Raw genomic sequence first — 14,113 nt, 5'->3', positions numbered from 1 at the left:
CATGGCTACGGTCACGTACGACCAGGCGACCCGGACCTACCCGGGTTCCGACAAGCCCGCCGTCGACAAGCTCGACATCCAGATCGAGGACGGCGAATTCCTCGTTCTCGTCGGCCCCTCCGGCTGCGGCAAGTCCACCTCTCTGCGAATGCTCGCGGGCCTGGAGGACGTCAACGACGGCTCGATCCGCATCGGTGACCGCGATGTCACCCACCTGCCGCCGAAGGACCGGGACATCGCCATGGTGTTCCAGAACTACGCGCTCTACCCGCACATGTCCGTCGCCGACAACATGGGCTTCGCGCTCAAGATCGCCGGGGTGCCGAAGGCCGAGATCCGGCAGAAGGTCGAGGACGCGGCGAAGATCCTCGACCTCACCGAGTACCTCGGCCGGAAGCCGAAGGCGCTCTCCGGCGGCCAGCGCCAGCGCGTCGCCATGGGCCGGGCGATCGTCCGGGAGCCGCAGGTGTTCCTTATGGACGAGCCGCTGTCGAACCTCGACGCCAAGCTCCGCGTCCAGACCCGCACGCAGATCGCCAGCCTCCAGCGCCGCCTCGGCATCACCACCGTGTACGTCACCCACGACCAGGTCGAGGCCATGACCATGGGCGACCGCGTCGCGGTCCTCAAGGACGGCATCCTCCAGCAGGTCGACTCGCCGCGCAGCATGTACGACCGCCCGGCCAACCTCTTCGTCGCGGGCTTCATCGGCTCCCCGGCCATGAACCTCGTCGAGGTGCCGATCACCGACGGCGGTGTGAAGTTCGGCAACAGTGTCGTCCCCGTCTCGCGCGAGGCCCTGACCGCCGCCGCCGACAGGGGCGACCGTACGGTCACCGTCGGCGTCCGCCCCGAGCACTTCGACGTGGTCGAGCAGAACGGCAGCGCGGCCAAGACCCTCGCCAAGGAGTCCGACGACGCCCCGGCCGGTCTGGCCGTCACCGTCAACGTGGTGGAGGAGCTCGGCGCCGACGGCTACGTCTACGGCACCGCGGAGGTCGGCGGCGACCGCAAGGACCTCGTCGTCCGCGTCAACGGCCGTCAGGTCCCGGAGAAGGGCTCCGAACTCCACGTCGTGCCGCGCCCGGGCGAAACCCACGTCTTCTCGACCTCCACCGGCGAGCGGCTCAGCGACTGACCCCGGCCCTCGCGCGAGAGCGGTGCCGTACGCCCCGTCGGCGCACGGCGCCGCTCTCGTGGCCGCAGTAGCCGGGCGGTCGGGCATCTCACCGCACTCCCGACGTTTCGATCCCGTACGTCAACCTGCTGAACGGATCGGCTCGGCAATCCGTCGCTCGACAGGGTGACTAAATGTCGCCAAATCACTACCGCTCGCTACGATCGCGGCGTGAATCACGCAGCCCGCCGCATCGGCAGAACACTCGCTCTCGTACTCCCCGTCGTCCTGGTGCTCTCCGGGACGCTCGCCGTCGCCCGCGTCCCATGGGCCTCGTCGGACGCCGACACCCAGGTGCTCACCGCCTCCGTGGAGCAGACCTCCACACGTGCCAGCACCCGGGCCCCGCACGAGCTCCTACGGGAGCGGCTGCTCGCCGAGCTCCAGGAAAAGGACCCGGGCGTCGCGCTCACCCACCTCCAGGAGGCGACCAACCGCCGCCCCTCGCTGGCCGGCCAATGCGCCTCGATCGCCCGGTCACTGGGCCGCGCGGCGGTCGCCAAGTACGGCGCCTCCCGTGCCCAGCGCTTCTCCCGCCCCGTATGCGACACCTCCTTCGCCCTCGGTGTCGCTCAGGAAGCCCGCTGATCGCCCGTCCGGGCAGGCGCGCCCCGTATCGTGCGCTCCATGACAGGTGACCAGGCGGGCGCGCACCCGGAGCCCGAGGCGAGCCGGCACGAGATCCACCCAGTACCCCCCACACAAGCCGTGATCCTGGCCGGTGGCCACGGATCACGGCTGCGGCCGTACACCGACGACCGGCCCAAGCCGATGGTCGAGATTCCCGGCACGGGGACCCCGATCATCGGCCATCAACTCGCCTGGCTGGCCTCCGAAGGCGTCACGGACGCCGTCATCTCCTGCGGGCACCTCGCCGAGGTCCTCCAGGACTGGCTGACGGCCTCCGCGGACCGCCTTCCGCTACGGGTCACCACCGTGGTCGAGAAGGAGCCGCTGGGCCGCGGCGGCGGCCTCAAGTACGCCGCCGCCTCCCTTCCCCATCCCGATCGCCCCTGGTATGCCGCGAACGGCGACATCTGGACCCGCTTCTCGCTGCGCGAGATGGCCGACTTCCACCACGAGCGGGACGCGGTGGCCACGTTGGCGCTGGCCCGGCCGCGTATCCCCTGGGGCGCTGTGGAGACCGACGAGTTCGGTCATGTCCTCGACTTCATCGAGGCCCCGCCCTCCCCGTACCTCATCAATGCGGGCGTCTACGTCTTCTCGGCGGCCTTCACGGATCTTCTCCCGAGCCGGGGCGACCACGAGCGCACGACCTTCCCCCGCCTCGCCCGCGAGCGTCGCCTCGCGGGCTTCCCACTCCCCCACGGGGCGTACTGGCGCGCCATCGACACGGCGAAGGATCTCTCCGAAGCGGCCAGGGAACTGGCCGCCACCCAACCGCACTGAACCGCCGCACACTGAACTGCCGCCGCCCCCCTCGCAGCGAGCGCTGCGAGGGGCGCGGCAGGCGCCGTCAGCCGAGGAGGCCTCCCAGGGCGCCGCCGCCGTCGGAGCCGCCGCTGCCCGAGTCGCCGTCGCCGCCCGAACCGCCCGGATCGGACGCGCCGCCGGACGACGACGGGCCCGCCGTACGGCTCGGCTGGGCGGGGGACTCCGGTGCCTGCGCCCCGGAGGAAGCCGAACTGCCCGGCTGCCCCGAACCGACGGTTCCCGTCTCGCGCACGGCGCCCGGCGCCGACGAAGCCCCGGACGAGGCGGAGGGGTTCGCGCTCCGCCGGGCACTGGGCGAGCCGGAACCCGCAGACGTCGGCCCCTGCGAGGCCTTGTCCGCTCCGGGCTTCTGCGGCAGCGGCGAACCGGGCAGGTGGTTCCGGGGCGCGTCCGTCGGCCCGGGAACCGTCGTGATGTCCGTCGAACGCACCGCGCCGCCGAGCATCGAACCGATCAGCAGCGTCAGGCCCACCACGACCGTCGCCATCACGGTGCCGCGCCGCAGCACCCGCCGCCGCAGGTCCCAGATCGTGACCCGCGGACCGAGCCGCCGCCACGCCTCGCCGGCCAGCCGCGCGTCCATCGAGTAGACCGGCGCGCCCGCGATGATCAGCGGGCTCCAGGCGGCGAGGTAGATGATGTCGGGCGCGTCGTAGGCCGGTACGGTCCGCCAGCTGACGGTCAGCAGCAGCACGGCGGAGAGCAACGCACCGAGGGAGGCCGCGACGCGCTGCCACAGCCCGAAGACCGTCAGCACGCCGACCACGACCTGAAGGAAGGCGACGGTCAGGCCGGATCCGATGGGGTGGGCCAGCGCGAATTCATGGAGCGGCGAGGCGACGCCCCAGGGGTGGAGGGACGAGAGCCAGGTGACCATGGAGCCCCGCTCGCCGCCGTCGAAGTAGACGGGGTCGCAGAGCTTTCCCATGCCGGCGTAGATCGAGATGAAGCCGAGGAAGACGCGGAGCGGGAGCAGGACGACGCCGAGATTCATCCGGCGGCCCGGGTAGTAGGCATGCCGGACCTGGTCCGAACCCCGGCCGCGTGCCGCTTCCTCTCCCTCATCGCCGAGCTCCCCCAGCTCGTCGAACTCCTCGTACCCCGCGTTCTCTTCGTACTCCTCGCGCTCCTCGTACGCCGCGCCGTCGCCGCGGTCGTCGAAGCGGCGGCTGCCGTACGCACCGGGCCCGGGCACCACCGCGGGCCGCAGCACGGTGTCGTCGTGGTGCGGTCCACCGGAGCCGAGGCCCGGGGCGCGCGGGCCGATGACGGTGGGCGGCGCGTCGTCGACCCGGATCCGGGGCAGCACCTGCGTCGTGGCCGTGTCGGAGGTGCCGCCCCCGGCCGCCGAGCCCAGGCGCACGCCGGAATTCCGTACGGCTTGGAGGAGCTGGCCGGCCGCGGGGTCGCCCGGCTCGGTGTGCCCGGTCCACACGACGGGCGTACGGCGCCTTCCCGAGCCGAGTCCGGCTGCGGCTCCGGCGCGGGGCCGGGACGCGGGGAGTCGCTCGGCGTCGGCGAGCGTGCCCCTGCTCGCGACCGGCGTGGCGAGCTGTACTCGGAAGCTTGCGTGGTTGACGATGACCTGGGCCGGGTCGCACGGCACCTTCACCGTGCTCAGCACAGGCTCGTCGTCGAATCCTGGCGAGCGTCCCCCCGTAGGGCGGGGTGTTCTGGTGTCCACACTCATCTAACCGAGTGACTGGCGTTTAAGACACTGCCTTGACCGCCCCGAACTGTCCGAGACCCGTCAAAGTGCAGCTCGTTCACAGCACAGGCGCAGCCGTTCCCGCCCGGCAGCCCCCGTTCGCGCCTCAGAGGGAACCGTCCTCTGGTGTGATGGCGTCGGTGCAGCGGGCCGTGCAGGAGCCAAGTGACCGCTGCGGGAGGGGTATTGATGACCGACCTGAGCACACCGCCGCGTCGCTCCGGCACCCGGCTGGAGTTCGCCGACCTCACGGACTATCCGGTGATGGCCCAGGCACTGGACAACCAGTGGCTGCCACCGGCCCTCGCGGAACGCCGCCGCACGGCGTCCCCGACGGCCGGGGCGATACCCGACCAGGTCTCCGCCGCATCGGCCGAGTTGCGGCGATCCCTGGTCAACAGCGGCACGCTGGTGGTCAATCGCGCCTATTTCCTCAACAACAGGGCGCTGTACACGAACTATCTGCCCGAGGCGGACCCGGCCGAGCGCGGTGCCCTGCTCCACCTGCTCAACCAACGAGCCCTCGTCCCCTACCTCCTCGGCGAGCGGGACCCGGCCGAGCGGCCCGCCTTCACCCTCGACAACCACGTCTACCAGTCGTGGCGGCACCTGGTCACCGACGAGTCGGAGCCGGCCTGCGTACGACTGTCCTGGGACGACGAACAGAACCACGCCGAGGCCGCCCGCATCGGACGGCGGTTCACCCAGCGGCTCCAGGGCCTGCGGTGGCTGGACCCCGGCCAGTTGGGCAAGGACCTGGGCATCCCCGGGGAGCAGGCCCGGGCGATGTGCGACGGCATCCTGCGCCGCATCCTCCAATGGGCGGGCGAGCAGCCCGGCGACGGACCCATCCTCCGTAACGCGGTCTACGAGAACTTCATCACCCGGCCCGGGACCGGGCCGCACCAGCAACTGCTGCGGGACGAGGAGCATGTCGTCCCCGCCAAGCAGCTGATCGACCTGGTCTACAACATCGGTGTGCCGGCGGCCGGCGGCATCGTCGCCGTCACGCCCCCGCAGTCACCGCCGCGCAGCGCGCTGCAGGAACTGGAGGTCCAGGGCCGCAATCCGGTCGAGGACCCGGAGGCGCTGGGCAGGATGGTGCGGGACGTGCTGGCGGACGCCGTGCACCGCGCGGTGGACGGGCCCAACTCATACGGCGGGCTGTCCCTGGCCGACGTCGTGCGGCTACGGCAGGAGGAGGCCTGGCGCACGTACATCGACGCGCTCGGCAGCTTGGGCAGCGGCTTCGACGCCGGGCGCGTACCGGAGCCCGAGGCCTTCGCCCACGCCACGGCCGACATCGCCGAGAAGCATGCCCGGATGCTCAAGGAAGCCCGGCGGATCAGCCGCGGCGGGAGCGGATACGCGCGCGAGATCGGCCTGATGCTCGTACTGGAGTCGCCCGGGATCGCGCTGCAGATCGTCGCCGGGGAGGGTTCGCTGCAGACGGGTGTGCTGCAGGCGGTCAGCGCGGCTGCGGGCCCGCTGGTGATGCGGATGGTGTTCAAGGACCGCCGTCCCGGCCCGCAGGGGGACCTCAGTCACAGCATCACGCTTCCCACCATGCGGCTGAGGAGCCTGCGGAAGGACTGGGAGGCGATTCTCGGCGAGTACGCCCACCGGCCCGATCCGGCCGCCGGCGCTCTTCCCCCGCGCCACGCCGACCAGCAGACCCTCACCGAGTAGCGACCCCTATCGAAGAGAGACCGTCACCGAATCGCGCCGAGCGGGCCCGGCGTTGGGGAGAGCATGAATCCGTACGAGCGACTCCGGGCGGAGCGCCCCGGCCTCTTCCGCAACCTGCCCGGCGGTGTGGAGATCCTGGAGGGGGAGGCCGGCGCCGCGCAGGGCGAGATCGGCGTCGTCTACCAGGACGCGTACATCACGGTCGTCCGCGATCCGGTCCGCTTCCCTGACGGCACTCTAGGCACGTACATCCGGTTGCTCGGCGCCGACCAGGAGCCCGGGGTCGTGGTGCTGCCGCTGCGCGGGTCCGATGTGGTGCTCATCGAGCACTTCCGGCACGCCACCCGGTCCTGGCACCTGGAGGCGCCGCGCGGCTTCGGTTCCCCCGGGCTGAGCCCCGAGGAGAACGCACGCCGGGAGCTGCGCGAGGAACTGGGCGCGTCGGCCGAGGAGTTGGTTCCGCTGGGACGGCTCCACCCCGACACCGGCCTCCTCGCCGGCCACGTCATGCTCTACGCCGCACGGATCGCCGACGTCGGCCCTCTGGACCGGCACGAGGGCATCCGCGCGGCGCCGACCATCCCCTTCGCCGAGGCCGAGGACCTGGTCCGGTCCGAGCGGATCACCTGCGCGTTCACCATCGCGGTGCTCAGTCGGGCGCGGCTGGCCGGGCTCGGCTGAGCAGCCGGTCAGCTTCTGCGGCGGGATGCCTCGTAGAGGACCACGCCCGCCGCGACGCCGGCGTTCAGCGACTCCGCCCCGCCGGGCATGGGGATGCGGACCCGGAGGTCGCAGGTCTCCCCGACCAGGCGGGACAGGCCCTTGCCCTCGCTGCCGACCACGATGACGACCGGGCCGTCCAGCACGTCGAGCTCCTGGAGCTCGGCCTCTCCGTCGGCGGCCAGGCCGATCACCGTCATCCCGGCCTTCTGGTACGCCTCCAGCGCGCGAGTCAGATTCGTCGCCCGGGCGACCGGCGTACGGGCGGCCGTGCCCGCCGAGGTCTTCCAGGCGCCCGCGGTCATCCCGGCCGCACGTCGCTCCGGCACGACCACGCCGTGCCCACCGAAGGCGGAGACGGAGCGGACGACCGCACCGAGATTGCGCGGGTCGGTGACCCCGTCCAGGGCGACGATCAGCGGGTCCTCACCGGCGTCGAACGCGGCCGCGGCCAGGTCCTCGGGGTGCGCGTAGTCATACGGCGGGACCTGGAGCACCAGGCCCTGGTGGTGGAGGCCGTTCGTCATCCGGTCCAGCTCGGGCTTCGGCGCCTCCATCAGCGCGATGCCGCCCCGGTCGGCGGCGAGCTGCAGCGCCTCGCGCACCCGCTCGTCGTTGTCGATGAACTGCTGGACGTAGAGCGTGTTCGCGGGCACGCCCTCGCGGAGCGCCTCGAAGACCGGGTTACGGCCGACGACCAGTTCGCTGGTGCCCTTGGGTCCGCCGCGGCGCGGGGCCGGGCGGCGGGCCGCCTGCTTGGTCCGTGCGGCTTGCGCGCGCTGCTTGGCATGGCCCTTGCGCATCTCGGCGGGCGGGGTCGGCCCCTTGCCCTCGAGGGCACGGCGCCGCTTGCCGCCGCTGCCGACCGTCGCGCCCTTCTTGGACGCGGTGCGACGGTTCCTGCGCTGGCTGTTGCCGGCCATGGGTCACCTGACTTCTCTCTTCCGCCGCCCTCGCACGGGTCGGCCCTGACGGGCCGCCCGCCGGGCCGCGGCGGCATGTGTTACGGGGGACGGCTGCGCCGGACTCCGTCCGATGGTCGGTGGCATCTCGTACGTACGCACCATTATCCCGGACGCGTGGAGCTGGCCCGGACGCCGGGAGCTGGCCCGGACGCCCGGAGCCCGCTCCGCCGCGCGGAGGCGTCCCGTTCAGCGCGGGCCGAGCTCCCAGCGCGGGCCCGACGGGGTGTCCTCGATCACCAGCCCCGACTGCTGGAGCTGGTCCCGGATGCCGTCCGCGGTGGCGTAGTCCTTGCGTGATCGGGCGGCCTCGCGCTGCTCGAGCACCAGCCTGACCAGGGAGTCCACCACGCCGTGCAGGTCCTCGCCACGGTCCGGACCCGCCGCCCAGCGCTCGTCGAGCGGATCGAGGCCCAGCACGGAGAGCATCGCACGGACCTCGGCGAGCCGGGCTACGGCGGCCTCCTTGTCGTCGGCGGTCAGCGCGGAGTTCCCCTGCCGCACGGTCGTGTGCACGACCGCAAGGGCCTGCGGCACGCCCAGATCGTCGTCCATCGCCTCGGCGAAGGCCGACGGCACCTCGGCCGCCGGCTCCACCGGGCCGCCCGCCTTCTCGACGACCCGCTGGATGAAGCCCTCGATGCGCGCGAACGCGGACTCGGCCTCGCGCAGCGCCTCCTCGCTGTACTCGATCGTCGAGCGGTAGTGCGGGGTGCCGAGGTAGTACCGCAGCACGATGGGCCGCCAGTGCTTGACCATCTCGGAGACGAGCACCGAGTTGCCGAGCGACTTGCTCATCTTCTCGCCGCTCATCGTGACCCAGGCGTTGTGCATCCAGTAGCCGGCGAAGTCGTCGCCGAAGGCCTTCGCCTGCGCGATCTCGTTCTCGTGGTGCGGGAAGACCAGGTCGACGCCGCCGCCGTGAATGTCGAAGGCGCTGCCCAGATACTTGTGGGCCATCGCCGAGCACTCCAGGTGCCAGCCCGGGCGCCCGCGGCCCCACGGGGTCTCCCAGCTGGGCTCCCCGGGCTTGGCGGCCTTCCACATGGCGAAGTCGCGGGGGTCGCGCTTGCCGGTCTCGCCCTCGCCGGCGGGCTGGAGGAGGTTGTCCAGATCCTGGTTGGACAGCTCGAGGTAGCCGGGGAAGGACCGTACGTCGAAGTAGACGTTGCCGTCGCCGGCATACGCGTGGCCCCGGTCGATGAGGCCGCGCATCATCTCGATCATCTCGGGGATGTGGCCGGTGGCACGCGGCTCGTACGTGGGCGGCAGGCAGCCCAGCACGTCGTACCCGTAGCTGAAGGCCCGCTCGTTGCGGAAGCCGATCGACCACCACGGCTCGCCGCTCTCGGCGGACTTCGCCAGGATCTTGTCGTCGATGTCCGTGACGTTGCGGATGAACGTGACGTCGTAGCCGCGGTGGGTCAACCAGCGGCGCAGGATGTCGAAGTTGAGGCCCGACCGGATGTGCCCGATGTGCGGGGCGGCCTGTACGGTCGCGCCGCACAGGTAGATCGAGACACAGCCCGGCACGAGCGGGGTGAAGTCACGGATCTGCCGGGCGCTGGTGTCGTACAGGCGAATGGTCACGCAACAAGGGTACTGAGTTTTCTCCGGGCAACCCCCCAGGGTTGCCCGGACCCGGTTCGCCTAGATACGCCCGACGACCTTGCGTGGCGTGACGCGGACCACGATCCGGTCGCCGGTCTCGTCCTTGTTCGCCGCCGGATTGAACTCGGCATAGGGCTTGCCGGTGTATTTGTGCGAGAGCTCGTCGATCAGCTCGTCGCCGCCCTCGGTGGTGAAGGTGGCGGTTCCGCGGATCTCGGCGTAGGTGTACGGCGCGTCGGCGGGGTTGACGAGCACCGTCACGCGCGGGTCCCGCCTGATGTTCTGCCCCTTGCGACGGCCCATCGTGGTCGATATCAGCACGTCGTCGCCGTCGCGTTTCACCCACACCACGGACAGCTGCGCACTGCCGTCCGGCTGGATGGTGGCCACGGTCGCGAAGACTGGGCCGTCGAGCAGCTTCTTCAGGTTGTCGGAGAGCACTGCTGCCACGAGGGGTCCTTCCCGGGACGCGAGTACGGATGGTCGGGTGGTGCCTCGATCCGTACCCAACTCGCTGTCAGCCGACGGTATTCCGGAACACCACGGCCGTGGCCAGCGCGGCGAGCCCCTCCGCCCGTCCGGTCAGTCCGAGGCCGTCCGTCGTCGTGCCGGAGACGGACACGGGCGCGCCGACCGCCGCCGACAGGGCCTTCTCGGCCTCGGCACGGCGCTTGCCGACCTTCGGCCGCACGCCGATGACCTGGATCGCCACATTGCCGATCTCGAAGCCGCCGGCCCGGACGATCCGGGCCGCCTCTGTGAGCAGCGTCACACCGGAGGCGCCGGACCACTCGGGTCGGCCGGTCCCGAAGTGCGCACCGAGGTCCCCGAGTCCGGCGGCCGAGAAGAGCGCGTCGCAGGCGGCGTGGGCGGCGACGTCACCGTCGGAGTGCCCGGCCAGTCCGTATCCGCCGCTGTCGGCGACGTCCCAGAGCAGACCGGCGCACCACAAGTCGCGGCCCTGCTCGAAGGCGTGCACATCCGTTCCGATGCCGACGCGCGGCAGCAGGGGCTGCTCAGAAGCCATCGGTGGCCCTCCTGCGGGCGAGTACGGCCTCGGCGAGGACGAGGTCGAGGGGCCGGGTCACCTTGAACGCCTCTTCGTGGCCGGGCACGACCACGACCGGGACACCCAGCCGCTCGACCATCCCCGCGTCGTCGGTCGCCCCCTCGCCTTCGAGGGCGACGCTCTCGTGGGCCTTGACGAGCGTGGCGCGGTCGAATCCCTGCGGGGTCTGCACGGCGCGCAGCCGGGAGCGCTCGGGGGTGGCGACGACGGGTTCCGGCTCGCCCGCCTCGGCGCCCGTTCGCGGCTCGACCTCCTTGACCGTGTCGGCCAGGGGGAGCGCCGGGACGACCGCGGCCGCACCGTTCCGTACGGCGGCGGCGACCGCGTCCACCGTGTCGACCGGAACGAGCGGTCGGGCGGCATCGTGCACGAGCACGACGCCGACGTCGTCGGGAAGCGCGGCGAGGCCGAGCCGTACGGACTCCTGGCGGGTCTCGCCGCCCGGAACGACGCGCACCTCGGTGGTCTCGGGAAGCGCGTGATCGTCGAGCAGGGTGCGGACCTCGGCGGCCCCGTCCGGCGGGGCGACCACGACGACGAGGGAGACGGCGCGGGAGCGGGCCATGGCCCGTACCGCGTGCACCAGCATGGGCGTGCCGCTCAGGGCGCGCAGCGCCTTGGGCGTGCCGGGGCCGAGGCGCACACCGCGGCCCGCGGCCGGGATGACCGCGGCGGTGCGGGTGCTGCGCTCGCTGTCGGAGTGCGGACTGTCGGACATTGGTTGCGCGTTCAGGTTTGTTTCCTCGGCCGGAATGGGTATGGCCTCAGCGTGCCGGGCGCGATGCCCCGACCGGTCCCTTCCGTGACAGCCGGTCTGGGGACACCCCCCCAGCGGTAGTCCCCCTGGGCCTAACGGCCCGGGAAGTACCCCCAGGGGGAGAGCTGCCCGGGCCCGGCACGCCAGTCGGCGAATCGGCGCGGTGCACGACGGCCGCGGTGCCCGTGAAGCCGTGAGCACATGCCATGACTCAACATGACATGAATGACATGCCACCGCGCACATGCCGCAGCGCCCGGCGACAGACCTACATACGTACGTCAGGTCACTCGGGCACCGCGGCACACCTTGATGGCGTGTGTGACACCAGCGCGGCGGGGCGGCCTCGCGTCAGGACGCGAGAACCTCGTCGAGCAGGGCCTCGGCCTTGTCCTCGTTGGTGTTCTCCGCCAGGGCGAGTTCGCTGACCAGAATCTGGCGCGCCTTGGCGAGCATGCGCTTCTCACCGGCCGACAGCCCGCGCTCGCGCTCCCGGCGCCATAGGTCGCGAACGACCTCGGCGACCTTGATCACATCACCGGACGCGAGCTTCTCGAGATTCGCCTTGTAACGACGGGACCAGTTCGTGGGCTCTTCCGCGTAGGGTGCGCGCAGCACCTCGAAGACCCGATCCAGCCCGTCCTGACCGACCACATCACGCACACCGACGAACTCCGCATTGTCCGCCGGCACACGAACTGTCAAGTCACCTTGGGCGACCTTCAGCACCAAGTAGGTCTTGTCCACGCCTTTGATCTGGCGAGTTTCGATGGCCTCGATCAGCGCGGCCCCGTGATGGGGATAGACCACGGTGTCGCCAACCTTGAACGTCATGTGACAGGTACCCCTTCCGTGGCTATCCAGGGTAACACGGGAACGGCCCGTTCTGAATGGCGTTTTCGCAGGTCAGGGCATATCTCGGGGCTTGACAACAGCGCCCGGAACGTGCTCAAGGGGTTCCCCGGAAGCAGGTATCCGCAGGTCGGAGCGGCTGTGACGGCACGGTGAAACGCACCCGTTACCTGCCCTGACGGGCCCTGACGGGAGGTCGAACGTCCCGGTTTGTCGGAGTCCAGGGGGCTGACTTCTGCTACTCCGTTCGGCGCAGCACATGAGATCCGAGGTGTTTCACGAATTGATCACACGTGATGTCGTATCGGCGCGTTGATCAATTCCGCGATGTCCGAGGGGCGATCTTCCCGCATTCCCTACCGATAATCCGTCAGGGCGGCACCCGGGAGATTTCTCGGCGCCGTACGGGGGACAGTCGCGGCCGCGGTCTCCGCCGCGTTCGACCGGCGGGCGCTCGCCCGGGGCGGGTCGGGTGCGGCGGCAGGAGGACGGCTCGGTAACCTAAGCCCGCTGATACGCCCTTGGGGCGGCGCAACGCCGCCCCTCGTCGTCCAAGGAGTTGCCGCCGCCGTGAGCCTCCCTCAACCTTCGGCCGGGGGAGCCCCCTGCCTTCGTCGCGGCGCCCTCGCCGCGGCCGCCCTCGCGTTCTCCGTCGCCTCCCTCGCCGCCTGCGCGGCGGGCACCTCGGCCCCGACGCTGCAAGTCAAGCCGGACAACGCGGCGGCGACAGCCGGCGACATCAAGATCCAGAACGTCAATGTGATCACCCAGCCCGATGGGGCAGAGGGTCCGGCCGTCGTCGCCGGCAAGATCTTCAACAACGGCACGAAGGACCAGACGCTCGAGTCGATCACGGTCCCGGGGGCGGGCGGCAACGTGAGGCTTTTCCCGGCCAAGGGAACCGGACCGCTGATCGTTCCGGCCGGCGGCGCGCTGATCCTGGGCGGCGAGGGCAACGCCGCCGCGGTCATCGCGAAGGGCAGCGCGTCCGCCCGGGACGGCGACGCCCAGCGGGTCGTCTTCGACCTCAGCGAGACCGGGAAGGTCCGGCTATCGGCCTTCGTCGTGCCCGCGACCAGCTACTTCGAGGGCTTCGGGCCGACCGCCGTGCCGACCCCCTCGCGCACCGGCACACCGCACTCGACCCCGACGGGTGGCACCGCCGGCGAGGAGGGCGCGGTGAACGGCGACCGCGACGACACGTCCCGCCAGGCCCACCCGAGCGAATCGGCCGCGGGTCACGGCGCCGGGCACTGACCGCCCGGTGACCGCCCGGCCGAGCCGGGTCCGTACCGCAGAGAGGCCCGGAAGCGCTGAGCTTCCGGGCCCTCGTCGTTCACGGCGCCGCGCGCGGCGGGCCGTTTACGGCTCGAACTTGTACCCCAGGCCCCGGACCGTGACCAGATAGCGCGGCGCACCCGGGTCCGGCTCGATCTTCGCGCGCAGCCGCTTCACATGGACGTCGAGGGTCTTGGTGTCGCCGACGTAGTCCGCGCCCCACACCCGGTCGATCAGCTGCATACGGGTCAGCACCCGGCCGGCGTTCCGCAGCAGCATCTCCAGCAGGTCGAACTCCTTCAGCGGCAGGTCGACTTTGCCGCCGTCGACCGTGACCACATGCCGGTCGACGTCCATCCGGACGGGACCGGCCTCCAGCGCGGCCGGGACGACCTCCTCCGGCTCCCCGCGGCGGCGGAGCACGGCTCGGATCCGGGCCACCAGCTCGCGCGAGGAGAAGGGCTTGGTCACGTAGTCGTCGGCTCCTATCTCCAGCCCGACGACCTTGTCGATCTCACTGTCCTTGGCGGTCACCATGATGACGGGGACGTTCGAGCGCCCGCGCAGCTGGCGGCAGACCTCCGTGCCGGGCAGCCCGGGCAGCATCAGGTCGAGCAGCACCAGATCGGCGCCATTGCGTTCGAACTCGTCCAGCCCGTCGGGCCCCGTTGCCGCGATGGCGACCTCGAAGCCCTCCTTGCGGAGCATGTACGACAACGCGTCGCTGAAGGATTCTTCGTCCTCGACGACGAGCACTCGGGTCACGAGAGGACCTCCGGTCGGGTCTGAGAGTGGCACAACAGGCTGTGGTGGGTGATGTGGTTCCGACCGCCGT

General features: G+C 71.3%; 14 protein-coding genes. 6 read left to right on the top strand and 8 right to left on the bottom strand.

Features of this window, described 5'->3' with window-relative positions; translation table 11 throughout:
• The first annotated feature begins 1 nt into the window (after position 1).
• The 3 genes from ACTWQI_RS21005 to ACTWQI_RS20995 all read left to right on the top strand — a co-directional run bounded on the left by ACTWQI_RS21005 (position 2) and on the right by ACTWQI_RS20995 (position 2,587).
• On the top strand, positions 2-1,138 hold the full coding sequence (locus tag ACTWQI_RS21005; protein ID WP_443272611.1) for an ABC transporter ATP-binding protein: 1,137 nt from the start codon (positions 2-4) through the stop codon (positions 1,136-1,138).
• A gap of 210 nt (positions 1,139-1,348) precedes the next feature.
• A complete protein-coding gene (locus ACTWQI_RS21000) occupies positions 1,349-1,765 on the top strand; it encodes a hypothetical protein (protein WP_443272609.1) in 417 nt (138 codons plus the stop codon).
• A gap of 39 nt (positions 1,766-1,804) precedes the next feature.
• On the top strand, positions 1,805-2,587 hold the full coding sequence (locus ACTWQI_RS20995) for a nucleotidyltransferase family protein (RefSeq protein ID WP_443272607.1): 783 nt from the start codon (positions 1,805-1,807) through the stop codon (positions 2,585-2,587).
• 67 nt (positions 2,588-2,654) lie between these two features.
• On the opposite strand, the gene ACTWQI_RS20990 is transcribed toward ACTWQI_RS20995, so the two are convergent.
• A complete protein-coding gene (locus ACTWQI_RS20990; protein ID WP_443272605.1) occupies positions 2,655-4,322 on the bottom strand; it encodes a DoxX family protein in 1,668 nt (555 codons plus the stop codon).
• Between the two features lie 207 nt (positions 4,323-4,529).
• Here ACTWQI_RS20990 and ACTWQI_RS20985 point away from each other — a divergent pair, with 207 nt between their 5' ends.
• Entirely contained in the window at positions 4,530-6,029 is a 1,500-nt protein-coding gene (locus tag ACTWQI_RS20985) for a hypothetical protein (protein WP_443272603.1), read from the top strand.
• A 63-nt stretch (positions 6,030-6,092) separates the two neighbouring features.
• Positions 6,093-6,710, top strand: a complete 618-nt coding sequence (locus tag ACTWQI_RS20980; protein WP_443272601.1) for an NUDIX hydrolase — start codon at positions 6,093-6,095, stop codon at positions 6,708-6,710.
• A gap of 8 nt (positions 6,711-6,718) precedes the next feature.
• On the opposite strand, the gene rlmB is transcribed toward ACTWQI_RS20980, so the two are convergent.
• From rlmB to ACTWQI_RS20950, 6 genes are all read right to left on the bottom strand, one after another.
• Positions 6,719-7,672: a 23S rRNA (guanosine(2251)-2'-O)-methyltransferase RlmB gene (gene rlmB, locus ACTWQI_RS20975; protein WP_443272599.1), complete on the bottom strand. Its 954-nt coding sequence runs from the start codon at positions 7,670-7,672 to the stop codon at positions 6,719-6,721.
• Between the two features lie 228 nt (positions 7,673-7,900).
• On the bottom strand, positions 7,901-9,301 hold the full coding sequence (gene cysS, locus ACTWQI_RS20970; RefSeq protein WP_443272597.1) for a cysteine--tRNA ligase: 1,401 nt from the start codon (positions 9,299-9,301) through the stop codon (positions 7,901-7,903).
• A gap of 60 nt (positions 9,302-9,361) precedes the next feature.
• Positions 9,362-9,772 carry a PPOX class F420-dependent oxidoreductase gene (locus tag ACTWQI_RS20965; protein WP_443272595.1) on the bottom strand — a complete coding sequence of 137 codons (411 nt, stop codon included), beginning with the start codon at positions 9,770-9,772 and terminating at the stop codon, positions 9,362-9,364.
• Positions 9,773-9,839: 67 nt separating this feature from the next.
• Positions 9,840-10,349, bottom strand: a complete 510-nt coding sequence (gene ispF / locus ACTWQI_RS20960; RefSeq protein ID WP_443272593.1) for a 2-C-methyl-D-erythritol 2,4-cyclodiphosphate synthase — start codon at positions 10,347-10,349, stop codon at positions 9,840-9,842.
• Positions 10,339-11,109 carry a 2-C-methyl-D-erythritol 4-phosphate cytidylyltransferase gene (gene ispD / locus ACTWQI_RS20955; protein WP_443272591.1) on the bottom strand — a complete coding sequence of 257 codons (771 nt, stop codon included), beginning with the start codon at positions 11,107-11,109 and terminating at the stop codon, positions 10,339-10,341. Before ispD ends, ispF begins: the two co-directional genes overlap by 11 nt.
• A gap of 390 nt (positions 11,110-11,499) precedes the next feature.
• Complete coding sequence (locus tag ACTWQI_RS20950; protein ID WP_003953493.1) at positions 11,500-11,982, bottom strand: CarD family transcriptional regulator; 483 nt, start codon at positions 11,980-11,982, stop codon at positions 11,500-11,502.
• A 588-nt stretch (positions 11,983-12,570) separates the two neighbouring features.
• Between ACTWQI_RS20950 and ACTWQI_RS20945 the strand changes: the two genes are divergently transcribed.
• Positions 12,571-13,257 (top strand): DUF461 domain-containing protein, encoded by a 687-nt coding sequence (locus ACTWQI_RS20945; protein WP_443272588.1) that lies wholly within the window; start codon positions 12,571-12,573, stop codon positions 13,255-13,257.
• A gap of 105 nt (positions 13,258-13,362) precedes the next feature.
• On the opposite strand, the gene ACTWQI_RS20940 is transcribed toward ACTWQI_RS20945, so the two are convergent.
• Positions 13,363-14,043, bottom strand: a complete 681-nt coding sequence (locus ACTWQI_RS20940; RefSeq protein WP_443272586.1) for a response regulator — start codon at positions 14,041-14,043, stop codon at positions 13,363-13,365.
• Positions 14,044-14,113: the final 70 nt, after the last annotated feature.

This window comes from Streptomyces sp. KR80 (assembly GCF_052245555.1).
GTDB lineage: Bacteria > Actinomycetota > Actinomycetes > Streptomycetales > Streptomycetaceae > Streptomyces.
Note: the sequence above shows the minus strand (reverse complement) of the source record. Positions and strands in the feature narration are given on the sequence as shown.